This is a genomic window from Shewanella putrefaciens (assembly GCF_016406325.1).
Lineage (GTDB): Bacteria > Pseudomonadota > Gammaproteobacteria > Enterobacterales > Shewanellaceae > Shewanella > Shewanella putrefaciens.
On record NZ_CP066370.1, the window covers coordinates 2,750,721 to 2,774,546 of the forward strand.

Sequence of the window (23,826 nt, forward strand, 5' to 3'; positions counted from 1 at the left end):
ATTTGCTATTTTAGGCTATTGCGCATCGCGATAAATGCCAAATACAGATTGATTTTCAACCAGTTGATCGCGAGTTAACACAAATACGCCATCGCCACCATTTTCAAAGTTAATCCAAGTGAATGGCACTTCTGGGAACTGCTCAATCAAATGCACCATAGAATTTCCCACTTCGACCACGAGTAAACCCGTTGGCGTGAGGTATTGCGCGGCATTGGCGAGTATACGCTTGGTTAAATCTAACCCGTCGCGACCTGAGGCTAAACCAATAGCCGGCTCATGGTGATATTCATCCGGCATGTCGCCAATGTCTTCAGCATCCACATAAGGTGGGTTTGAAACAATCAAATCATACTGAGGCCCTTCTGGGATGGCCGAAAACAGATCCGATTGCATCGGGAACACTCTGTCCATCACACCTAAGGTTTCAATATTGATTTGCGCCACATCTAAGGCATCTTCGCTGATATCCAGCGCATCGACTTCGGCGTCTTCAAATTCATAGGCGCAGGCAATCGCGATACAAGCGCTGCCTGTACATAAATCTAAAATACGTGTGACTGGCTTGTTATATAACCAAGGGCTAAAACGGTTAGCGATCATTTCGGCAATCGGCGAACGTGGTACTAACACGCGCTCATCGACGTAAAACTCAAGCCCTGCAAAACGGGCCTTGTTGGTCAGGTAAGGCACAGGCAAGCGTTCTCTCACCCGACGAATAATCAACTCGACAATTTTGTGTTTTTCACTGCTGGTCAAGTTACTTAAAATCACTTGCTGGCCGATTTCTTCTGGTAAGTGTAAAGCGTGGAAAACTAAGGCGATGGCTTCATCCCACGCGTTATCAGTACCATGACCATAGTAAACATTGGCATCGTTAAAACGGCTCACGGCCCAACGTAACATATCGCCAATGGTACGTAATTCTGTCACAGCTTCATCTACAAAGATCTTATCCAAAACGTGCTCCTGCTAGTTTGTTCGCCAAACATTGTAACTGAACTCTATTCAGAAACCATAGGATTCAATAGAATACCCGCCATGAATAAAGACGATGACAAAGAAGGCTTGGCGATGTTCTCAGCGCTTATCGATGGTATTAAGCCCATCACTCAGGATAAGCGGCACTTTCGCACGCCCTTAAAAACCAAACAGGAAATAGCACTGAAAGAGCAGCAACTGCATGCAAACAGCTATTTCTCAGATACTTATCAGCCACTACTGCCTATACAAGGACCGATGCGTTGGTTAGATGATGGCGTGGATAGCTTAGAGTTAAAACGACTCAGACGCGGCGATTACCAACCCGATTTACTGTTGGATTTGCATGGCTATCGTCAGTCAGAAGCCAAACTCGAGTTAGCGGCGCTCATTCAGGCCTGCGTTAAACAACAGAGCCAATGTTGCTGTGTAATGCACGGCTACGGCAGTGGCATATTGAAACAACAAGTTCCCATGTGGCTAGTACAGCATCCTATGGTGAAAGCCTTCCATCAGGCGCCAAAAGAATGGGGTGGCGATGCCGCGCTTTTAGTCTTAATCGACCTTGGTGAGCTCCCGCATAGACGTTAGTTAGCTTCAAGCTTTTACAAAACAAACGGCCCACTTAATGTGGGCCGTTTGTTTTGTAAAAGAGATATAAATCTAAATTAGCTAATACTATGGGGAGCGTGCTGCCACACAATCGACGCTTGCTCGGCATGTTTATCGACCAAGGTAATTCCAGAGGTGGCAAACAGTGGCGGTTCAACCCCTGCAACCAATTCACTCACTAAGTATCCCAATAATGGCATGTGAGAAATGACTAACACTCTATCTGCCTTGTATAACTCAGCATAAGCAACAATTAAAGCGGCAACATTAGCAGGATCGCCAGAAGGCACAAGATCATCGGCAACAAGCCACTTACGTGGCTCAGGAAAGTGTTGGCTCAGTTCCTGCCACGTTTGCTGTGCACGTAAGTAAGGGCTAACCAAGACAAGATCAAAATCTGTGATACTTCGAGCTAACCAGTTGCTCATCACAACGGTATGGTGCCTTCCTAAATCGGTTAGGGTTCTATCCCTATCGGATTGAGCATCAAATCCTGCGTCACCATGTCGCATCAAAAATAGCTGCATACTTCTCTCGCTACCCACACTTGTTTTTGTTTTATCCCAATTGTAGCCCTAAAATTCGTTTCGACAAACCTGTATACCCAAGCGACCTCAAAATACGAGTTTCAGAGCACCTAGGGTGCTTCAATTCAAGGCGCATCAATGACAGAATGTCGGCTACCTTTTGAATTGATGCAACACGGAATTGGAGTGCCCTAGGCGCTCCGTCCCGGCGGCTTTTAACGCACTTTATGCTGTGTTGGTTATTTTTAACTTAGCCCACTAGGTTCGCAAATAACCGCCTTGCCTAAAGTGCGTTAAATTCCCGCTGAATCCTGCATTTTGAGGTGGTTTGGGTATACGACTTAATCTTTAGTCGATAAACACAAGAGATATTTGCTAAAAACCATTAAGACTATCAATATATAACAAGCTATCGTTATCGGAGTGTCTCTTTGCAAGCCTCTCAGTCTATTTATAAAAGCCCAAACGACCATCGCCAGTATCGTTATCTTGTTTTAGATAACGCGCTCAGGGTGCTATTGGTTGAAGATCTAGATGCCAGCCAAGCGGCTGCATCGATGGCTGTTGGTGTAGGTCATTTTGATGATCCCACAGATAGACCTGGCATGGCACACTTTTTAGAGCATATGCTCTTCCTTGGTACAGAAAAATTCCCCGATTCAGGCGAGTATCACGCCTTTATCAATCAACATGGCGGCAGCAATAACGCTTGGACAGGCACTGAGCACACTAATTTCTTTTTCACCATCAATGAAGACGTATTTGCCGATTCCTTAGACAGATTCAGCCAATTTTTTATCGCACCTAAATTTGACTTAGACTTAGTCGATAGAGAGCGCCAAGCCATTGAATCTGAATTTAGTTTAAAGCTGAAGGATGATATCCGCCGAATATACCAAGTGCTGAAAGAAACCGTTAATCCACAGCATCCTTTCTCGAAGTTTTCCGTGGGTAATTTAGTCACATTAGGAGGGGAGCAAGCGCAGATCCGTGGGGAATTATTGGATTTTTATCAGCGTCATTACAGTGCCAACCTAATGACCTTGTGCTTAGTTGCACCATTTCCCCTTGATGAATTAGCACACTTAGCCCGTTATTATTTCAGTGGGATCCGTAACTTAAATTTAGTGAAAAACTATCCTCAAGTACCGCTTTTTTCACCAAAAGAATTACTAACTCAAGTTGATATAGTGCCGCTTAAAGATCAAAAACGCCTAAGTATCAGCTTTAATTTCCCCGGCATTGATCACTATTACAAACGTAAACCTCTGACTTATATAAGCCATATTCTAGGTAATGAGAGTAAAGGCAGCTTATTATCTTATCTTAAAGAGCAAGGGCTGGTGAATAACTTGTCTGCTGGTGGCGGTGTTAATGGATATAATTTTAAAGATTACAGTATTGGATTGCAGCTAACAGATAAAGGGCTGGCCAATCTTGATGACATTATTTGCAGTTGTTTTGAGTATATCGAACTCATCAAAACCCAAGGTTTAGATGAGTGGCGTTATTTAGAAAGAGCAAACCTACTCAAAATGGCGTTTCGGTACCAAGAGCAAGTTAAATCCCTCGATTTAGCCAGCCATCTCAGCATCAATATGCATCATTATGAGGTTGAAGACTTAGTCTTTGGTGACTATCGCATGGATGGACTGGATATTGCGGAGACCATCGAGCTACTTGAATTGATGGTGCCACAAAATATGCGCTTACAGCTTGTTGCACAGTCCGTGAAAACAGATCGTCAGGCTAATTGGTATCATACACCTTACAAAGTTAGCTCTATCCCTCCAGAATCTATTGCACGCTGGCAAGTAAAGCATATCCGTCCCGAGTTACAATTACCCACAGCGAACCCTTTTATTGTCGCCGACTCGATTGCTCGTCCAGATAAAAGCCTAGTCGCTGTGCCTGTGATAGTTGCAGAATCATCGGGATACCGAATTTGGCACAAGAAAGACGATGAGTTCAATGTGCCAAAGGGCCATATGTATTTATCGCTTGATTCAGAGCAAGCAAGTAAAACCCCAAAACATGCCGCCCTCACCCGCTTGTATGTTGAGATGCTACTCGATTATCTGACCGAGCCCACCTATCAGGCCGAAGTTGCGGGCTTAAGCTACAATATTTACCCGCATCAAGGGGGGATTACTCTGCACTTATCAGGTTTTACCGGTAATCAAGAAGCCCTATTAGCATTGTTGATCCACAAAGCGAGGGAGCGCAATTTTACCGAAGAGCGTTTTGCACTGATTAAATCCCAACTGCTACGTAGTTGGCAGAATTTGGCACAAGCTAAGCCTATTACACAACTATTTACTAGCCTTACCGTCACTCTGCAAAAACGCAGTTATGAACCGGCGCGCATGGCCCAAATGCTAGAAAATATCACCCTAGAGGATTTACATAACCATGTGCGTGCCTTCTACGAAAAAATCTATCTTGAAGGATTAGTCTACGGGGATTGGTTAGTCTCTGAAGCACAAGCACTTGGCAAGCGTTTAGAACATATTTTATCCTTAGTCTCGACGCCAAGTGCCGAATCAACTAGAGAATTAGTCAATCTAACAGGTCAAGGCACACTACTGCGCGAACTCGCCATAAACCACCAAGACAGCGCTATTATCGTTTATTATCAATCAGCTGTTGCAACGCCAGAAAAAATGGCACTATTCAGCTTGTTGAATCACACTATGTCATCAACCTTCTTCCATGAACTGCGCACCGAAAAGCAATTGGGTTATATGGTAGGCACAGGTTATCTACCACTCAATCGTCATCCAGGGCTTATTTTCTATATCCAATCCCCCACCACTGGACCATTGCATCTATTAGAGGCCATAGACGAATTTATTGCCGACTTTAACTATGCAGTCATGCAGATCACCAACGAAGAATGGGAAAGCACTAAACTCGGCCTGATTAATCAAGTGATGGAACATGATGCGAACCTAAAAACCCGCAGTCAACGTTATTGGGTGAGTGTGGGCAATCGGGATTATCAATTCAATCAAAGAGAATTGGTCGTAGAAGAAATCACTAAGCTCACGCGTACAGATTTACTCAAATTTATGATGCGTAAAATGCGTACAAAACACAGTGATCGTTTAGTGCTATTTAGTACTGGCGAGCAGCACAGAGCTCAGGCAGCACTGAAGTCAGAGAAAATGATAAACGATTTAAAAATATTTAAACAAAATGCCGATAAGTTTAATTTTTGAGCATGAACTGCAAATAATAATGAAACAGCATCATTTTTGACGAACAAACAAAATCCCTGTCATAACGTCATACTACAGTAGTATCTTCCACGCCTATGCGTTATCTCAATGGAAAACATGGTTGGATGCCATCTTACCCTACAAATAGCGCTCAAATTTACCTCATCTACATGCTACTAAAAGGATTTTTTACAAAGTCAGTTTTGACAAACCCATCACTTTCTGGAAAAGTGATGTAACATAATTGTTTCATGGCATCATCGGATAATATTAAGAACAATACTATGCCTAACATTCTCTTGAAAATCGTCTTGCTCGCTATTTTATGCTTGTACACATTAAAAGACGTAAATGCATCTCTCTTTTCTGATAAGTCACCAATAGTTCTACAATCGCAATCTTTCGGCGTTCCGCAAGGGCTTTCACAGAGTACAGTTACCTCTATCGTTCAAGACAAAGATGGTTATATTTGGATTGGCACACTTAACGGACTAAATCGTTTTGATGGTAAAGAATTTAGACATTTTTATGCTGATGATAGTGCTTCTGGTTTACCAAGCTCATTCATTCGAAGCCTACTTATCACAAATGAAAATGAACTCTTAATCGGCACTGACAAAGGACTTGTCTTATATAATAAAAATGATGAGTCGTTTAACACTCTCGATATCAAGAGCGAATATCTGGATGGTGAGATATGGAGTTTATCCAACAATGACTTTAATAATGAAATTCTAGTTGGGATAAATAAAGGCATAGTCAGCCTTGACTTAAAGAATAACAATATTAGAAATGATTATATAGGGAAAGATTATCTTGAAGTAAAGAAAAGTTTAAATGTTGACAATGAAATATTTATAAAAAGTTATGATGGTAAATTATTCGAAATTAAAAATAACAATAAAAAAATGTTAATGACAGACGTTTTGGATATAGGGAGTTACGAAGGAAATCTTTTTATTTCGACAAATAATGGCTTATATAAATACAGAAAAGGAAATTTAAAAAAATCATCCTCTATAATCTATGACTTCCTAAGTGAAACAGAAGGAGAATTATACGGAATAAATAAAAATAAAATTTACAACATAAAAAGAAACATTCTTATCGGTCAAATATCAAATAGAAAAGAAAAAATAGAGCAAACCTATTTTATTGCATACCAAAATTCTTTAATTATCGGACTAAATAATCAAGGTTTTGAACTAATAAAGAAATCAAATAACCTAGTGTATCATACAGATCTACTGGATGAAAATGTTTGGCATATCAGTCTTAGTTTTGATGGAAACATATTAATATCCTCAGATAGTCCACTGTTACATTATTATGACAAAAATCTTAATCTTAAAAAAAGCTATGACAGCAACGTATATGGCTATAAGAATTCTGTTATGACAAAAGAAGGTGTTTTTATTGGCAGTTCAAATGGAGTTAAATTAATAAATAACTTAGATGTAGAAGAAAATATAACATCTGAAAAAGTCACTACTTTAAATAAAATAAACTCGAATAATATCATTGCTGGCACTTCAGATGGGAAAGTTTTTTTCATAGAAGACCGTGAGATCTATCACATATTAAGTCTGGAAAAGGAAGATCCTATTTTTGAGGTATTATATATTTCAAAGGACAATATTTTTATAGCAAGCCAAAATGGTATGTACCATTATAAAAATGGTAAATTGAATAAAATCCATAACGAATTAACGTATAGTATCAAAGAGTTTAATAACAACATTTTATTTGGAACTTCATCATCACTGTTCAAGTATGATACTGAAACAAAAACATTAAGCAAGTTATTCTCGAATAACAAGGGGATATACTCAATATTAATTCTAGAGAATACGATCTTTGCATCTTCACAAGGTCAAATTATTTTAATCCATGACAACTCCACTTATATTTTATCCACTTCAAATGGAAGTCAATATGAATACAACACTCCCAGCGGAGGTGTAATTGATGAGAATCATTTACTATTTGGCGGCATCAACGGATTAAGTATTATATCAAAAAGCAATGTACTAGACTACATTGAAAAACTTCCAGCACCTCGATCTGAACTATCTGAATTGCGCGTATTCAATTCAATAACAAGCAATAACTCAGGATACTTTATTGGTTCATTAAACACTGCGGAGAATATTACACTTAAATACTCAGACTATCCATTTTCAATCTCATTCAATTCTCCCACATCAGAATCATTATCCACTTCTTATTATTATAAAATGGATGGATTATCTGATGAATGGATAGCATCAAATAACATTAATTCTGCAACCTACACTAACCTATCACCTGGAAAGTATATTTTTAAAGTATATGCAATTGATTTATTAACTCAAAAAAAAGGTCCCGTTAAAAGTATTGACATAATCATAACACCCCCATGGTGGTTATCAACTGAAGCTAAGTCACTTTATTTTATACTTTTAGTGGTATCTCTTTTAATTGTCACAAAGACTATTTTACGCAGAAGAGAAACTCAGCGACAAATAGCTCTAAGTGAAGAAAGATTAAAACTATCCCTATGGGGTAGTGGTGATGAAATGTGGGACTGGGATATAGAAACGGGCAATATTTTTCGCTCAAATATTTGGGGTTCCCTTGAATTCCCTCGCGATGGTCATCGTTCAGGTAAAAACAACGAGGAAAGTAATATTCACCCAATGGATCAGGAGCGTGTTAGGGAAGCACTTAATAAACACTTTTATGGAGAAACAGATCATTTTGAGGCAGCTTACAGAGTAAAAGGTAAAGATGAAAACTGGGTCTGGATTTTAGATAGAGCTAAAATTGTAGAACGAGATGATAAAGATAATGCCCTACGTATGACGGGAACCATTAAAAATATTAGTCAATTTAAACAAAAAGAAGAGCAATTACGACTTTTTGAAAAAGCCATTGAAAATATTTCAGAAGGCATGTTTATTCTCGACAGTGAATACCGTTTTGTTGAAGTCAATGAAGCGTGCTGTAAGATTTCATTACGTAACCGAACTGATTTTATTGGCAACTTGCTCACATTTGATTTATATCCTGAAAACTTTTCCTCTCAAATAAGAACCATGCTCAAACAACAAGGTCGTTGGGCAAATGAAGTCGAAGCAGTTAGAGGGGATAATCGTCACTTTCATATGGAACTCACTATCGATGCTATTTATGATGAATTGGGCGAACTATCCCATTATGTTGGGGTTTTTTCAGATATTTCTCGACGTAAACAGCAGGAAGAAGAACTTAGAAAATTAACCAATAATGATCTACTGACTGGACTCCCCAATAGATCGAATCTACAGGTCACGTTAAGTAACTTAGTGAATAAGGAGATTGCCCATTCTTTGATGGTACTTGATCTTGATAACTTTAAGCGTATCAATGACTCATTGGGCCACCAAGTGGGGGATCAATTGCTAAAACTTGTTTCTATTAGAGTAAAATCTATTCTTCCTAAGAATACGAGTATTTATCGCTTAGGTGGCGATGAGTTTGCAATCGTACTGGATAAAGGTTCTGATATTAGTGCCAGTGCTGCAATTGCAGGACGAGTAATTGAAGCATTCAAAATGTCCTTTAACATAAATGAAGAACAACTCGTTTTAGGATTAAGTATTGGAATCGTTTTATACCCTGAAGATGAACAGAACGAGCAGGCCTTGCTCAGAAAAGCTGATATTGCTATGTACCATGCAAAATCGGCAGGAGGAAATTGCTACCAATTCTACTCTGAATCGCTCAATCAGCATGCCATTAAACAGTTGGAAATAGAAAATCTTATTCGTGAAGGGCTGAAAGAAGATCTATTTGAAGTCTATTACCAACCTAAAATTGATCTAAAACGAGGTCGTGTTGCTGGCATGGAAGCTTTAGTGAGGTTAAATCATCCTGTGCAAGGTTTAATTCCTCCTAAGGAATTTATTCCCCTCGCAGAAGAAAGTGGTTTAATTGTTGAGATTGGTGAAATAGTTTTACGTAAAGCCTGTTTTGCTGCACAGAAATGGCGTGAACAGGGGTTATTTAACGGTAGAGTCGCTGTCAATTTATCGTCGCGTCAATTTGCACTGCCCGATATCCAGCAACGAATAGAGTCAATTTTAAGACTAACCAAACTCCCCGCTTGTCATCTTGAGTTAGAAATTACTGAAGGTACCGTCATTAAACAGCCAGAGGCAGCGATTATCGTCATGCAGCAATTGGCTAAAATGGGCGTTAGTTTAGCACTAGATGATTTCGGCACAGGATACTCATCCCTTTCATACTTAAAACGCTTTCCTATTCATACCTTAAAAATTGACAAAGCCTTTGTTGATGATATTGATAAATCTGATCGCGATCTCAAAATGGTCGATTCTATTATCACCATCGCCCATAATATGGGGCTTTCTGTGGTTGGTGAAGGCGTCGAACAAACTGCACAATTAAATATTTTGCGAGCATTGAATTGTGAAGAAATCCAAGGTTATATTTTTAGCAAAGCGATAAAGGAATCCGAGTTTACTCTACTTCTTCAAGCGGACATGGTTAAGGAAACCACAAAAAACAACATTATCTGATCGTTTTAATATCATAAATGCAAGTTTGACAACATTGGCACGGCAGATGCAACAGCATAAACAGTGTCAATAATAAATCAATATCAACTTGCCCTGAGAGAATATTAGAATGATTAAAGAAATCCTGACTGTCGTTACTTTGCTATCTTCAATTGGTTATGCTGCAAACTTTGCTCTTGAAGGTTCTCCAAACGTTAAATTCAAGCCATTGGAAGTTGCTGGCTCTCCAAACGTTAAATTCAAACCATTAGAAGTTGCTGGCTCTCCAAACGTTAAATTCAAACCATTAGAAGTTGCTGGCTCTCCAAACGTTAAATTCAAGCCATTGGAAGTTGCTGGCTCTCCAAACGTTAAATTCAAGCCATTGGAAGTTGCTGGCTCTCCAAACGTTAAATTCAAGTCATTAGAAGTTGCTGGAGCTCCAAACGTTAAATTCAAACCATTAGAAGTTGCTGGCTCTCCAAACGTTAAATTCAAGCCATTGGAAGTTGCTGGCTCTCCAAACGTTAAATTCAAGCCATTGGAAGTTGCTGGCTCTCCAAACGTTAAATTCAAGCCATTAGAAGTTGCTGGCTCTCCAAACGTTAAATTCAAGCCATTAGAAGTTGCTGGCTCTCCAAACGTTAAATTCAAGCCATTAGAAGTTGCTGGCTCTCCAAACGTTAAATTCAAGCCATTAGAAGTTGCTGGCTCTCCAAACGTTAAATTCAAGCCATTAGAAGTTGCTGGCTCTCCAAACGTTAAATTCAAGCCATTAGAAGTTGCAGGTTCTCCAAACGTTAAATTCAAATCGTTTGAACTGGTATAACATATATTTGTTAAGGAGATAACTATGCTAAATTCAATCAAAAAAGCACTCGGTTTATCCAAGCCTGTGCGTAAAAAAGTCAAGTTGCCTGAAGGCTTGAATCGTCTTGAAGTGATTTCTGCAAAAGGTTGGTGGAACTAATTTAAGTTCTGTACCGATGAATCTCACTCATGCACAGTGATAGTTAATTAAGCTAGCGCAGCTTAGAAACAATAAAGGGAGCAAAAGCTCCCTTTAGTTTTAAGTGAATTTAAAAAAGTGTTAAAAACATAAGTATTGCATAACCAATTGATTTGTTAGCTATTAAATATCCCTTCCTCACTGCAACGGATTTTCCTCAACGCTAAATGGCTGTGTGTCATAAAGAGTGGATAGGCCAGCGGCCCAAGCATTAAACCCAGCAACACCCATAGCTTAACTGAAAGACCCACAGTAAAAGCCGCTAAACCGAAGTATAAAGCCGAGAATAAGGCTATAAAGATAATCAGAAAAACCACAAATCACCTCAAAATGCTAACAGTACAATTTAAATTTCCATCGAAACAATCGTGCTTCTTGAGAGCCTCATTCATTAGCGCGCATTTTTAAGACCGCTTTTTTTAAAGGTTAGATAATATTTTCTGCCTCCCATAAAGCGAGTAATACCCATTGCGGACATCTCAACTATGAGCAACACATTTTCCGTTTAAGGAAGCGGATAATACAAGATCTATCGTAAAAATGTGAACATTTTTTAGGCAACAACTATCCTCAAGGCAATAAAAAAGCGGCAATCAATTGCCGCTTTTTTATACAACAAAGTGCACTATAAACATTTATCCATTGTTAGAAAAAGCTAACATTCTCTCTAGCCATGGTTTTTAAGCGCTCACAAGGTTCGAATCTGTTACCGAATTGACTTTGATAACTTTCAAGGATCTTCACTAAGTTCGCGGCGCCTAAAGTGTCAATATAATGGAATGGACCACCGAGAAATGGCGGGAAGCCAATACCGAAAATAGCGCCAATATCACCGTCTCTTGGCGATGCAATAATACCATCATCTAAACAACGCACCGCTTCATTGAGCATTTGTACAACACAACGCTCAGCAAGTGCTTTTGCGTCTTTATTGGTGCCAGGCTTAATGCCTAATACGCCATACACAGTTTCATCGACAGCTTTAGTTTTCTTGCTCGATGCGCCGTATTGATAAAAGCCTTTGCCATTTTTACGGCCTTTACGATCGTCACCTAAAAGCTTGTCAAATGCGGCTGGCGCTTTAAAACGTTCACCCAATTCTTTCTCAAGGATCGGTGAAATTTTTGCGCCCACGTCGATACCCACTTCGTCGAGCAAAGTAATTGGTCCCACAGGGAAGCCAAATTTCACTAAAGCTTTATCCAAATGCTCAACACTTTGGCCTTCGAGTAGTAATTGCGCGGCCTCATTCATGTAGAGTGCCAGAATACGGTTCACGTAGAAACCCGCGCCATCCTGTACCACTATCGGTGTTTTACCTTGCTTACGGGCAAATGCGACAGTAGTCGCAATGGTTTCTGGCGACGTTTTAGCATGGGCAATCACTTCCACCAGCGGCATTTTTTCCACTGGCGAGAAATAATGTAGACCAATTACATTCTCAGGACGCGTCGACGCCTCGGCGATTTGGCTAATAGGCAAAGATGAGGTGTTTGACGCAAAAATAGTGTGCTCACCACACTCACGCTCAATGTCTTTCACCATTTGATGCTTAAGCGCTAAGTCTTCAAATACCGCTTCCACTACGATGTCGGCATCTTTAACGCCTTTATACTCAGTGGTTGTAGTCATCAGCGCCATTAAGTTGTCACGGGCAGCAGGCGTCATATGGCGGCGCTTTACCCCTTTATCTAACAACTTATAGGCATAAGATAAGGCATTGCTTAAACCCTTTTCGCTGATGTCTTTTACCCGAACAGGGATTTTAGCCTTAGTGGTGGTCACAGAGGCGATACCGCCGCCCATTAAACCGCCGCCTAAGATCACCGCTTTATTCACTTTGCGCGGTGTTGCACCCTCTGCGCCAGTTTCTTTCTTCATTTCAGTGGTGGCGAAAAAAATACTGCGCAGCGCTTCAGATTCTTTTGATACCACTAATTCGGCAAAATGACTCGCTTCGACTTCTAACCCTTTTTGCATCCCCTTCGCAATCCCTTGACGCACGCAGTCAATAATCTTGGCTGGTGCTGGATAATTACCTTGGGTTTTCTTTTCGACTTGTTTAGTCGCTTGATCGAAAATAATGTTACGGCCAAAGCTCGTGCCTTCAAGCACTTGATTAACGAGTGACTTTTTAATAGGTTTCGGTGCACGTTTACCAGCAAGCGCCATCTCAACGGCGGTTTGCAGCAAAATGGTCTGCGGTACAACATCATTCACTAAGCCCATTTTCAAGGCTTGTTTAGGACGGATTTGTTTACCGGTGAGCATCATATCTAAGGCAGTGGTAATGCCGACTAAACGAGGCAAACGTTGCGTCCCACCGCCGCCAGGCAATAGGCCAAGTTGAACTTCCGGTACGCCGAGCATGGTTTTACCATCGTCGCTACATACCCTTTGATGACAGGCTAAGGCTAACTCTAAGCCACCACCTAAACAGGCACCATGGATTGCCGCAACCACAGGAATTTTTAATGCTTCTAACTCATTAAAAACCACATGCCCTTGCTGGGATAAGGCTTTGGCATCGCCCACCGTTTTACAGGCATCGAGCATGGAAATATCCGCGCCCGCAACGAAAGAGTCTTTTTTGCCAGAGATCAGCACGAGTCCACGAATATGAGGATCGCTTTTAATCTCAGCAAGGATCTCACTGATTTCAGGGCCAAACTGTGCTTTTAGGGTGTTCATGGTTTCGCCAGGAACATCCATAGTCAAAATGGCAATGCCGTCGTCGCGGCGGGTCAAATTAAAGGTCTTTTCCATGCCAATTACTCCACTTCCACTATCATAGCCACGCCCAAACCACCGGCCGCACAGGCCGTCGTTAAGCCAGTTCCACCACCACGGCGCTTAAGCTCACGACACACTTGGGTTATTAAACGGGTTCCCGTTGCCGCAAAAGGATGACCATAAGCGAGCGAGCCACCGAGCACGTTAAACTTACTCATGTCGATTTCGCCAATCGCGCGGTTGCGGCCGAGTTTTTCTTCGGCAAATTTTTTCGAAGCAAACATCTGCATGTTCGCTAATGTCTGCGCAGCAAAGGCTTCGTGCATTTCAATCAGGGTAAGATCTTCTAATTCCATTCCAGCACGTTTTAACGCCAGTGGCGTCGCGTAGGATGGCCCCATCAGCATATCTTGCCACACATCAATGGCGCTAAAGGCGTAGCTCTTAATATAACCAATCGGTTGATAACCTAAGGCTTTAGCTCGACCTTCGCTCATCAGAATAATCGCAGACGCACCGTCCGTCAGTGGCGTACTATTGGCCGCCGTCACAGTACCATGTTGTTTGTCGAATGCAGGGCGCAACTTAGCATATGACTCCAATACCGAGTTTTCGCGGATATTGTTATCACGATCGATAAACTGCTTATACGGCGGTATATGCGCGACCATCACTTCGTCACGCAAATGGCCAGAAGCCCAAGTTTCACTCGCTAAGGTGTGTGAACGGTGCGCTAAGGCATCTTGATCGGCACGGCTAATATTGTAGGTTTTTGCCATCTGCTCGGCGGTTTGTCCCATAGACAAGCCCGTTGAGTACTCTGCCACTGCAGGCGGCACAGGTAATAAATCCTTTAAACCTAAACGGCGGAAAATTTGTAACTTTTGCCCAAAACTACGGGCTTTATTCAAATCGACTAACGCATGAGCTAATTTTTTCGACACACCGATAGGCAATACAGAGGAAGAGTCGGCGCCGCCCGCAATACCGATGTCGATATTGCCCGTCATAATAGATTCGGCCACGTTGACAGTAGATTGGAAGCTAGTCGCACAGGCGCGAGTGACACTATAGGCATCGGTCGACACATTCATGCCAGTACCGAGCACGATTTCCCGGGCTATATTCGGTGCAGCCGGCATTTGCACGACTTGTCCATAGACTAATTGCTCAATCAGCTTAGGATCGAGTTCAGAGCGCGCCAATAATTCATTGACCACCATTTTGCCCATATCTAATGCCGATACACCGTGGAATGCCGTGGCTTGTTTCGCAAATGGCGTTCTTAAACCCGCTACAATGGCGATACGTTCACCCTTGGCGTTCGTAACCTGTTGTCTATCACTCATTTGTCACCCTCTTTATGTGCGCTATCGCTGAGAGATTTCAGGCGGCGCTATCGATTTCCATGTTTGACCCATTGTTTTACGGCGAAAAACGCCCAATAACAGGTCTGACCATTAAAGTGTGATCTGATTCTAACTTCTTGTCAGCAAGTTTTAAACACCTGTTTGTTTTTTTAACACTAGCCAAACCCTAAGGGAATTCTTTACCATATCCATGGTCTATAGCCCACACACGCATTTTCAACATAATAAAACGAGTAGCATCATGCCTTTGAGTCGCTTCCACGCATTACGCACTTACCTAAATAAGGTTGTTTTAGGGCAGCCAGTATTGACCGAAAATCTGCTCATTGCACTAATTGCCAATGGCCACTTATTAGTTGAAGGCCCACCGGGACTGGCAAAGACCCGTGCAGTGAAAGCCTTATGTGACGGGGTTGAGGGCGATTTCCACCGCATTCAATTTACCCCAGATCTGCTGCCCGCCGACTTAACTGGCACAGATATCTATCGCTCGCAAACTGGCACCTTCGAATTTGAAGCCGGGCCGATTTTCCACAATTTAATCTTGGCGGACGAAATTAACCGTGCACCAGCCAAAGTTCAGTCAGCCTTATTAGAAGCCATGGCCGAAGGTCAAGTTACAGTTGGTAAGCACAGTTATAAACTTCCACCGCTGTTTTTAGTGATGGCTACCCAAAACCCATTAGAGAATGAAGGCACTTATCCCCTGCCCGAAGCACAACTTGACCGTTTTCTGATGCACTTAAACCTTGATTACCCAAGCGGCGAGACTGAGCTCGAAATTCTGCGTCAATCTCGCAAAGAAGCGCTCACCCACGAATTGCCAACCACTGAGCCGATTGCTCAGGCGGATGTGTTTGCCGCCCGTGACGAAGCCATGGAAATCTATCTCGCCGAGCCGCTTGAAAAGTACATAGTTGAAATCGTGATGGCGACCCGTGAGCCTTTACGTTACAGCGAAGACTTAGCTAAGTGGCTTGAGTACGGCGTCAGCCCGCGCGCAACTATTTCGTTAGAACGCTGCGCCCGCGCCCGTGCGTGGCTGCACGAGCGAGACTTTGTTTCACCGGAAGACATTCAAGCCGTCGCACCGAACGTGTTAAGACACAGATTGCTACTCAGCTACCAAGCACAAGCCGAGGGTGTCAGCCGCGATCAGGTCATCGACCACATCTTGAGTCAAGTTGCAGTACCTTAACGGTGAAGATAAAGGTGAAATAAGATGAGTGACACAGCGCGACTCTCAGCCTCGGTCGATGGCTTGCCGCTTTTTGCCGATGGCTTGCATTTAACCGAGCAAGAGCTGCTGGCGTGCCAAAATATCGCTCGCGCTATGCCAGAGCGTTATAGCCGTGCCCGCGCTAACTTAGCGGGCCATCGCAGCAGCTTAATCAAAGGCCGCGGAATGGAGTTTGCCGAGGTGCGCCACTACCAACAGGGCGACGATGTGCGCACCATTGATTGGCGCGTTACCGCTCGTACAGGCACAACTCACACTAAGTTATTTGTCGAAGAACGTGAGCGCCCTATTTTATTGTTAATCGACCTGAGCCAAAGCCTCTATTTTGGCTCGAGTTTATTGCTGCAATCGGTGCAAGCAGGACACCTTGCGACCACCTTAGGTTGGAATGCAATTAACCATGGAGACAAGCTCGGCGCCTTGATCGCCAGCGAATCTGAGCATCTAGAGCTCAAACCCCGTAGCCGTCGCCAAGGCATATTACAATTGATCTCAGGCCTTTGCCGTGTACACGAAAATCAGCTCAATCATATGGGAAATCATCAGCGCGATCCTGATCATATCCTGCGTGCCTGTCAGCGATTACAACGTATCGCCAAACCCGGCTCCTTGGTTTGGATAGTGACAGATGGCAGCCATTTTAGCCCCCAATGTTTAGCCCCCCTAACAGAGCTTAAACGACATTGCGATATGGGTGCCTACCTTATTACCGATCCACTAAGGCAAGGAACCTTGACTTTACCCAAGCAATTTAGTTTACCGGTACGCGAAGCAAATCAAGATCTTGTGTTAACTCCACATAGCTATCAAGCGTGGCTTTTACAACAACAGCGCCAGCAGGATAACTTTATTGCCATGATGCAAAAATTACGAGTACGCACTCAACTTATTGATGCAGCGATTCCCCTCGCTGGTCAATTAACCCTATTGCAATAGGTCAATTTAGCGCCAATCAGTCAAGCAAAGACAATATGACAAGTGTAAATTCAAACCATGTAAAAGTGAGTCAGACAGAGTGAATACACAAACAGTGAATCCAGCGACCTTGGATCAAGTCAACCCCACGGTACTCGCGGAGTTGAAAGACATCATAGTCCCCGATCCTATTGGCGCTTGGCCGTGGGCAATCGGTTATTGGCTGGTTTTAGCACTTGTGATTGCCCTCATTACACTCTTAGCTATCTGGCTAAGAAAACGCGCCCGTGACTTAGCGCCGAAAAAAGCCGCCAAGCAGTTACTGAATAGGCTTGATAGGCAAGCACCTTCCTATGTCTCTGACGTCAATAGTGTATTAAAACGTACCGCCATGAGTTACCTCAGCAGAGAAGCGATAGCCCCCTTAGATGGTGAGGCTTGGGCGACTTGGCTAGACAGCTATTTACCCGAGCATAAACGCCAACGGATCGGCCCTTTGCTAGCCAAACGCCATCAGCCAACGCCGTTGACCTTAGCTCAAGCTAATGAATTGCATCAACTGGCACAGGCTTGGTTGACATCGAAAACAAAACTGAGTGCGCCTGAGCCGGCTCATGCGCAAATCCAACCAACTAACACTCAACAAACGGAGGCACAATGTTAACAATTACATGGCCTTGGTTATTGGTGTTATTACCCTTACCTTTGATTTTTTGGAGCCAACACACAGTACAAGTGGAGGGTGGCCGTCTGCAATTACCCGGAATAAGCCAAACGGGCAAACAAAGCTTAGCGGCCAACACGCGTCAGAGCCGTAAACGCTATTGGTTGATGTGGAGCTTGTTAGTGCTCGCTATCGCTCGTCCTCAATGGCTTGGGGATCCCATAGAACTACCAAGCAAAGGGCGCGATTTGATGATGGCGGTGGATTTATCTGGCAGTATGCAAATTGAAGATATGGTGGTAAATGGCAAAACTGTCGACCGTTTCACTTTAATCCAACACGTCGTCAGTGACTTTATTGAACGCCGTAAAGGTGATCGTATCGGCTTGATTTTATTTGCCGATCACGCTTATTTACAGGCGCCGCTCACGCAGGATAGACGTTCAGTGGCACAATTTTTAAAGGAAGCGCAAATCGGCTTAGTGGGTAAACAAACGGCCATTGGCGAAGCCATCGCTTTAGCCGTTAAGCGTTTCGATAAAATTGATGAGAGTAACAGAGTACTGATTTTATTGACCGACGGCTCTAATAACGCGGGTAATATTGAACCTGAACAGGCGGCACAAATTGCCGCAAATCGCAAAGTCACTATTTACACTGTGGGTGTCGGGGCCGATGTAATGGAGCGCCGTACACTCTTTGGCCGCGAGCGGGTTAACCCTTCGATGGATTTAGATGAGAACCAGCTTAAGCATATCGCCGACGTCACCCACGGCCGCTATTTTCGCGCCCGTAACAGCCAAGAGCTAGACCAGATTTACCAAGAAATCGATAAACTCGAACCTGTAAGTCGCGATCAATTAAGCTATCGTCCGCAGGTCGAATTATTCTATTGGCCGCTAGCATTAGCACTTCTCACAAGTCTGTGGATTGCCCTTGCTCAATTGCCAATCTTTGCGGTACGCCGCGTTAAACCCTCTGTCGCCACCACTTCACAGGGGAAAATTAAATAATGAGCCTGCATTTTATTCGTCCCGAATGGCTATTAGCACTATTACCACTGGCCTTAGTGTTATTGATTTTATGGCGACACCACCAAAACCACAGTGCTTGGAACCGTTATATTGCACCGCACTTAGCCAAAATATTAGTCTCCCAAGGCAGTAATAAATCTCGCCATCCATTGTACTTATTAGCCTTCACTTGGTTGATTGCGACGTTGGCACTCGCCGGACCTGCCGTTAATAAGCAATCCTTACCTGTGTTTGCAGCAGAGCAAGGTCGCGTGTTAGTCATGGACATGTCTGTGTCGATGTTCGCCACCGATCTTGCGCCGAATCGATTAACCCAAGCCAAATTTAGGGCAACCGATCTCCTGCGTAATCTTAAAGAAGGTGAAACAGGTTTAGTCGCCTTTGCCGGCGATGCCTTTACTATCAGTCCTTTAACCCGTGATACTGGCACACTACTCAATTTACTGCCGACCCTAAGTCCTGAGATCATGCCAGTGCGTGGTTCAAACTTAGCGGCAGGGCTAATCCAAGCCAAAATGCTACTGGCCCAAGGTGGTCATATCCGTGGTGATATTATCCTAATGACAGATGGTATTACCCCGCACCAATTTAATGAGGCCAACTCGGCATTAAGCGGCACGCAATATCGCCTCGCGATTATCACTTTTGGAACGAGCCAAGGTGCGCCAATCCGGCTACCTGATGGACAATTACAGCGCGATAGCAGTAATGAAGTCGTGGTAGCCAGCACTGACTTTGCCTTATTACAAAAACTGGCAACGAACTATAAAGGCACATTAATCCAAAATCGCACCGATGGTAACGATTTACTCCAATTACAGCAGTGGTTGAGTGAAACGGGTGATGCTAAAGCCACGGATTTAGATGGCGAAACTTGGCAGGATCTCGGTCCTTACCTCGCCTTATTATTACTGCTACCCGCCCTTTTCAGCTTTAGACAAGGAATCGTGGCCAATATTGGGTTCGTCACTCTTACAGGCGGCTTACTGCTCGCGGCAGTGCCTCAGCCAGCCCAAGCCAGTCTGTGGAATGATTTATGGCAAACCGCAGATCAACAAGCAATGCAGGCCTATCAATCCCAAGATTATGCCAACGCTGCGAAACAATTTGAGTCGCCCCAATGGCGTGGCAGCGCACAATATAAAGCGGGGGATTATGAGCAAGCATTAAAAACCTTCGAGCAAGATAGCTCAGCCCAAGGCCTTTACAATCAAGGTAATGCATTGATGCAACTCGGTAAACCCGATAAAGCTAAGGAACGCTATCAAGCGGCGCTTGAACAACAACCCAACTTTCCCGATGCAAAGGCTAATCTTGCCCTTGCTGAAAAACTATTAGAAGAGCAGCAACAGCAAAGTAAAAATGATCAACAGAATAAAAACCAAGGTCAACAAGGGGATCAACAAAACTCGTCAGACAATGGCGAGCAACAATCGAATGATCAACAATCAGGCAGTCAAGCATCACAGGAGCAACAGCAGCCTGACCAAGACAAATCTCAGCAAAATAAATCAGAGCAAGCAGAACAAGGATCTAAAGAGCAACAGGATAATGCCAACGCGGATCAAAATCTTGAGCAGCAAAAAGAGGATGAACAACCGTCAGAACAAGAGAAGCTGAATGGTCATAATCAGAGTGATAGCAATGAAGCGCAAGAAAATGCACCTGTAGAGAATGAAGCAAAAATGCAAGCACAGACTACAGCCGATACAGAGCAATCTGCTGAGCAAGAAAAACAAAACCTTGGTGCCAAGGAAGCTCCTGAAAAAAATACACCAGATAAACAAGACGCAACAATAACTGAATCACTCGAACCGCCCATGAATAGCGAACCACTGCCACCAGAAATGCAGCGAGCCCTGCGGGGCGTGAGTGAAGATCCACAAGTGTTATTGCGTAATAAAATGCAATTGGAATACCAAAAACGCCGTCAAAATGGCCAAATATCAAGGGATAACGAACAGTGGTAATCAGACAATTTTTTATCCTCTTACTCCTTATTATTGGAGTAACTCACCCCGTATATGCCATCACTAAGCTGGAGGCTTCGGTTGATCGAAACCCCGTGATGGAGGGCGAGTACTTTGTGCTAAATATCAGTGCTGATGATGAAATTGATACGGCTAAGCTCGACACATCAGCCCTATTAAAAGACTTTATCGTCGGCCGTACTAGCGTGAGTCGCAGCACCCAGATAATGAATTTTGATGCGGTAAAAGAGACTCGTTGGCAAGTGCTCCTAGCACCAAAACAAAAGGGACAATTAACGATCCCAGCGTTCAGTATTGATGGTGTAAATTCTGCTCCTATTCCGCTCAAAGTGGTTGATAGCGGCAGCCAAGTCACACAAACAAACAATCTGTTTATTGATGCTAAAGTCTCAACCAATGAGGCCTATGTCGGCCAATTGATCACTTACAAGGTAAAACTCTATCTGGCGGTAGAGTTACAACGGGGGGTATTGAATGCTCCCGTCATTGAAGGCGCACAAATTAAGCAGATTGGTGAAGATAAAGATGGCTCAGAAATTGTTGATGGTCGTCGTTACCGTGTAATTGAACGCACCTATGGCATTATTCCCGACTTACCCGGTCAAGTGAATATTAAAGGCGCGACCTTCTCGGGTGATGTATTAGTCGAATCTCAACGCCGTGGCGGTATGTTTGGCTTTAATGAAAGCCGTCCTATGCAAGCTGGTGCACCGTCATTGACAGTACAAGTAGAACCCGCACCAGCAAGTTTTCAAGGCCAATGGTTAGTGGCAGATCTTGTCGTACTCAAAGAAAATTTCCCTGAGGAGAGTAAAGAATTTACCCTTGGCAATCCGATTACTCGAACAATCACGCTGTTAGCGTCAAATGCCGATGAAAATAGTCTGCCAGATGTTATGCAAGATTTACCCGATGAATTAAAGCAATACCCAGAAAAACCTCAACGCCAAACCTTTGTACGCGATGCACAAATTGTCTCCCAGTACAGTATTACCTCGGCAATAGTGCCAACCCAAGCGGGCACATTCATCTTGCCGGAAGTTAACGTCCCTTGGTGGAATCCACACCTTAAACGCCAAGAAACCGCTACGCTCCCAGCACGTACCATAGTCGTTAAAGGTGGAGCCGTTCCTGACGCTACAGTGCAACCTACTTGGCAAGTTGACAGCGATACCGAAAATTATTGGCCTTGGGTGAGTGCTCTTTTTGCCATGTTGTGGCTTGTCACATTCGTGGCATGGCGCCGCGCGCTGACACATAAAACGACTATCGTTGCAACTCCACGTCCAGAAACTGCACCAATACAAAGTTTAAAAGGCTTAGAGCAAGCCTGCGCTAGCGGCAATACCAGCGATATTTTATCGCAATTGCAACATCATTTTAGCCACACCACTGGCAATACCATGACATTAGATAAAATTGCGGCGCTTTCTCCCCAACTTGCGGAGGCGATTAATCGGCTGCAAAGCATCGCCTATAGCGCCAAAGGCAACACAACTGAAAGCCAACATCGCTTAAGTGACGCCGCCAATGCATTGCTTAACGCCGTTAAAGCCAGTGAGTTTACTCTGCCCTCGAAAGTCCATGCCCCTTTAAGTCCACTTAATCCAAGGTAGACATAGATAAATAAGGTAGACATAGATAAATGAGCTAGAAATAGTGAATACTAAAATAAAAAACGAAGTATAAAAATGTTTGCTTCTTGGCGAAATAAATCCGCTCAGCCTGCGGTCTCTTCAGACATGATGAGCAAGCAACGACGATACAACAGCCTAGTCAAGGCACTCCATGCCGATATTTTCCGTTATGCCTATTGGCTATGTGGTGATAAACACGTGGCTGAAGATATTACTCAGGAAACCTTCCTGCGGGCGTGGCGTGCTTTAGATTCACTTAAAGATGATAAAGCTGCAAAGGCGTGGTTAATCACTATCCTTAGACGAGAAAATGCGCGGCGTTTTGAACGTAAACAATTTGATTATGCTGATATCGAGCAAGACACATTAGAAGATACGCTTGGCAATAGTAGTGAAGAGTTAGTTGAACAATATTTAATCCGTAGGCACATTGCCAAGTTAGATATGGAATATCGTGAACCGTTGCTATTACAACTCATTGGTGGCTTTAGCGGCGATGAAATAGCTGAACTGATGGAGCTTAATCGTAATACCGTGATGACGCGCTTATTTAGGGCTAGAAATCAGTTGAAAGAGCTACTTGAAAAAAATGATGTAAGAGGTCAATCCAATGGATGAGCTTAAATTTAGACGTCAAGCTTTTGAAGATCCTCATAATCAAGATCCCGAGTTTCTCGCACAAATGCGTCAGAAGAGTGAACATCTGGCACTGGTTAATGAGCTAAAGGGCTTAGATGCCAAATTAATGCATGCACTCAAAATCGATGTTCCAGAAGATTTAGCCGACAAACTTATTTTGCGCCAACAGTTACAACAACACCATAAACAGCGCCGTCAAACAGGCTTTTTAGTCGCAATGGCTGCCTCTATCGCCTTTGTGGTCGGGGTAAGTTTTAGTTTATTACGGTTAGGCCCTGTCGATTTAGCAGCGCATGCTCTGACTCATGTGTACCATGAAAATATTGCGTTACATATCGATCAAAACGTCAATGTTAACCAATTGAATGCTCAACTTGCTTCGATAAACAACCTTGGTAGAGTCAAATTCACACAGCAGCCGGGTAAGGTTTATTTCACCTCGTACTGTGATTTTCAAGGGGTGAAAAGTCTGCATTTAGTCCTGCAAGGGCAGCAAGGAAAAGTCACACTTTTTATTGTGCCTCTTGAGAAACGTATGGTTTTGGATCACACCTTTTCCGACAGTAAATATCAGGGAATTGGCTTTGAAACTGCAGAGGCATTTATTTTACTTGTAGCTGAAGATCAAGCTGATCTTCGTTTTGTAAAACAAGAAATCCAAAATATCTTTATTTAACCCTATATTATCTAAATAGTTTTTAAATCGGCCTTA

17 protein-coding genes are annotated in these 23,826 nt (G+C 43.1%); 12 read left to right on the plus strand and 5 right to left on the minus strand.

All coding sequences use genetic code 11. From position 1 onward, the window contains the following. Positions 1–15 precede the first annotated feature (15 nt). The gene (prmB, locus tag JEZ96_RS12240) at positions 16–960 is read right to left on the minus strand and encodes a 50S ribosomal protein L3 N(5)-glutamine methyltransferase (protein WP_011788895.1); all 945 of its coding nucleotides are present in this window, start codon (positions 958–960) and stop codon (positions 16–18) included. 81 nt (positions 961–1,041) lie between these two features. On the opposite strand from prmB, the gene smrB reads away from it, so the two are divergent. Next, positions 1,042–1,572 (plus strand): endonuclease SmrB, encoded by a 531-nt coding sequence (smrB, locus tag JEZ96_RS12245; RefSeq protein WP_011788894.1) that lies wholly within the window; start codon positions 1,042–1,044, stop codon positions 1,570–1,572. A 77-nt stretch (positions 1,573–1,649) separates the two neighbouring features. On the opposite strand, the gene sixA is transcribed toward smrB, so the two are convergent. Continuing rightward, a complete protein-coding gene (sixA, locus tag JEZ96_RS12250; RefSeq protein WP_011919532.1) occupies positions 1,650–2,120 on the minus strand; it encodes a phosphohistidine phosphatase SixA in 471 nt (156 codons plus the stop codon). A 431-nt stretch (positions 2,121–2,551) separates the two neighbouring features. Here sixA and JEZ96_RS12255 point away from each other — a divergent pair, with 431 nt between their 5' ends. The 3 genes from JEZ96_RS12255 to JEZ96_RS12265 all read left to right on the plus strand — a co-directional run bounded on the left by JEZ96_RS12255 (position 2,552) and on the right by JEZ96_RS12265 (position 10,711). Beyond that, on the plus strand, positions 2,552–5,341 hold the full coding sequence (locus JEZ96_RS12255; protein WP_025008265.1) for an insulinase family protein: 2,790 nt from the start codon (positions 2,552–2,554) through the stop codon (positions 5,339–5,341). Positions 5,342–5,625: 284 nt separating this feature from the next. Then, entirely contained in the window at positions 5,626–9,903 is a 4,278-nt protein-coding gene (locus JEZ96_RS12260) for an EAL domain-containing protein (RefSeq protein WP_061783167.1), read from the plus strand. Positions 9,904–10,012: 109 nt separating this feature from the next. Continuing rightward, positions 10,013–10,711: a hypothetical protein gene (locus tag JEZ96_RS12265; protein ID WP_128090299.1), complete on the plus strand. Its 699-nt coding sequence runs from the start codon at positions 10,013–10,015 to the stop codon at positions 10,709–10,711. Between the two features lie 296 nt (positions 10,712–11,007). On the opposite strand, the gene JEZ96_RS19530 is transcribed toward JEZ96_RS12265, so the two are convergent. The 3 genes from JEZ96_RS19530 to fadI form a co-directional block, all read right to left on the minus strand. After that, complete coding sequence (locus JEZ96_RS19530) at positions 11,008–11,208, minus strand: hypothetical protein (RefSeq protein WP_011788889.1); 201 nt, start codon at positions 11,206–11,208, stop codon at positions 11,008–11,010. A 328-nt stretch (positions 11,209–11,536) separates the two neighbouring features. After that, a complete protein-coding gene (gene fadJ / locus JEZ96_RS12270; protein WP_025008723.1) occupies positions 11,537–13,657 on the minus strand; it encodes a fatty acid oxidation complex subunit alpha FadJ in 2,121 nt (706 codons plus the stop codon). Between the two features lie 5 nt (positions 13,658–13,662). Continuing rightward, positions 13,663–14,973 carry an acetyl-CoA C-acyltransferase FadI gene (gene fadI / locus JEZ96_RS12275; RefSeq protein ID WP_061783317.1) on the minus strand — a complete coding sequence of 437 codons (1,311 nt, stop codon included), beginning with the start codon at positions 14,971–14,973 and terminating at the stop codon, positions 13,663–13,665. A 262-nt stretch (positions 14,974–15,235) separates the two neighbouring features. Between fadI and JEZ96_RS12280 the strand changes: the two genes are divergently transcribed. The 8 genes from JEZ96_RS12280 (at position 15,236) to JEZ96_RS12315 (ending at position 23,790) form a co-directional block, all read left to right on the plus strand. Beyond that, the gene (locus tag JEZ96_RS12280; protein ID WP_014610834.1) at positions 15,236–16,192 is read left to right on the plus strand and encodes an AAA family ATPase; all 957 of its coding nucleotides are present in this window, start codon (positions 15,236–15,238) and stop codon (positions 16,190–16,192) included. Positions 16,193–16,216: 24 nt separating this feature from the next. Then, positions 16,217–17,170, plus strand: a complete 954-nt coding sequence (locus tag JEZ96_RS12285; RefSeq protein WP_198779807.1) for a DUF58 domain-containing protein — start codon at positions 16,217–16,219, stop codon at positions 17,168–17,170. Positions 17,171–17,249: 79 nt separating this feature from the next. Next, complete coding sequence (locus JEZ96_RS12290) at positions 17,250–17,813, plus strand: DUF4381 domain-containing protein (protein ID WP_025008721.1); 564 nt, start codon at positions 17,250–17,252, stop codon at positions 17,811–17,813. Next, positions 17,807–18,826 carry a vWA domain-containing protein gene (locus JEZ96_RS12295; RefSeq protein WP_128090298.1) on the plus strand — a complete coding sequence of 340 codons (1,020 nt, stop codon included), beginning with the start codon at positions 17,807–17,809 and terminating at the stop codon, positions 18,824–18,826. The genes JEZ96_RS12290 and JEZ96_RS12295 overlap by 7 nt, the downstream gene beginning before the upstream one ends. Further along, the gene (locus JEZ96_RS12300) at positions 18,826–20,817 is read left to right on the plus strand and encodes a VWA domain-containing protein (protein WP_128090297.1); all 1,992 of its coding nucleotides are present in this window, start codon (positions 18,826–18,828) and stop codon (positions 20,815–20,817) included. The genes JEZ96_RS12295 and JEZ96_RS12300 overlap by 1 nt, the downstream gene beginning before the upstream one ends. Next, positions 20,811–22,454: a BatD family protein gene (locus tag JEZ96_RS12305; protein ID WP_061783314.1), complete on the plus strand. Its 1,644-nt coding sequence runs from the start codon at positions 20,811–20,813 to the stop codon at positions 22,452–22,454. The genes JEZ96_RS12300 and JEZ96_RS12305 overlap by 7 nt, the downstream gene beginning before the upstream one ends. Positions 22,455–22,529: 75 nt before the next feature. Then, entirely contained in the window at positions 22,530–23,093 is a 564-nt protein-coding gene (locus JEZ96_RS12310) for a sigma-70 family RNA polymerase sigma factor (RefSeq protein ID WP_011788880.1), read from the plus strand. Beyond that, on the plus strand, positions 23,086–23,790 hold the full coding sequence (locus tag JEZ96_RS12315; RefSeq protein ID WP_128090296.1) for a DUF3379 domain-containing protein: 705 nt from the start codon (positions 23,086–23,088) through the stop codon (positions 23,788–23,790). Before JEZ96_RS12310 ends, JEZ96_RS12315 begins: the two co-directional genes overlap by 8 nt. Positions 23,791–23,826: the final 36 nt, after the last annotated feature.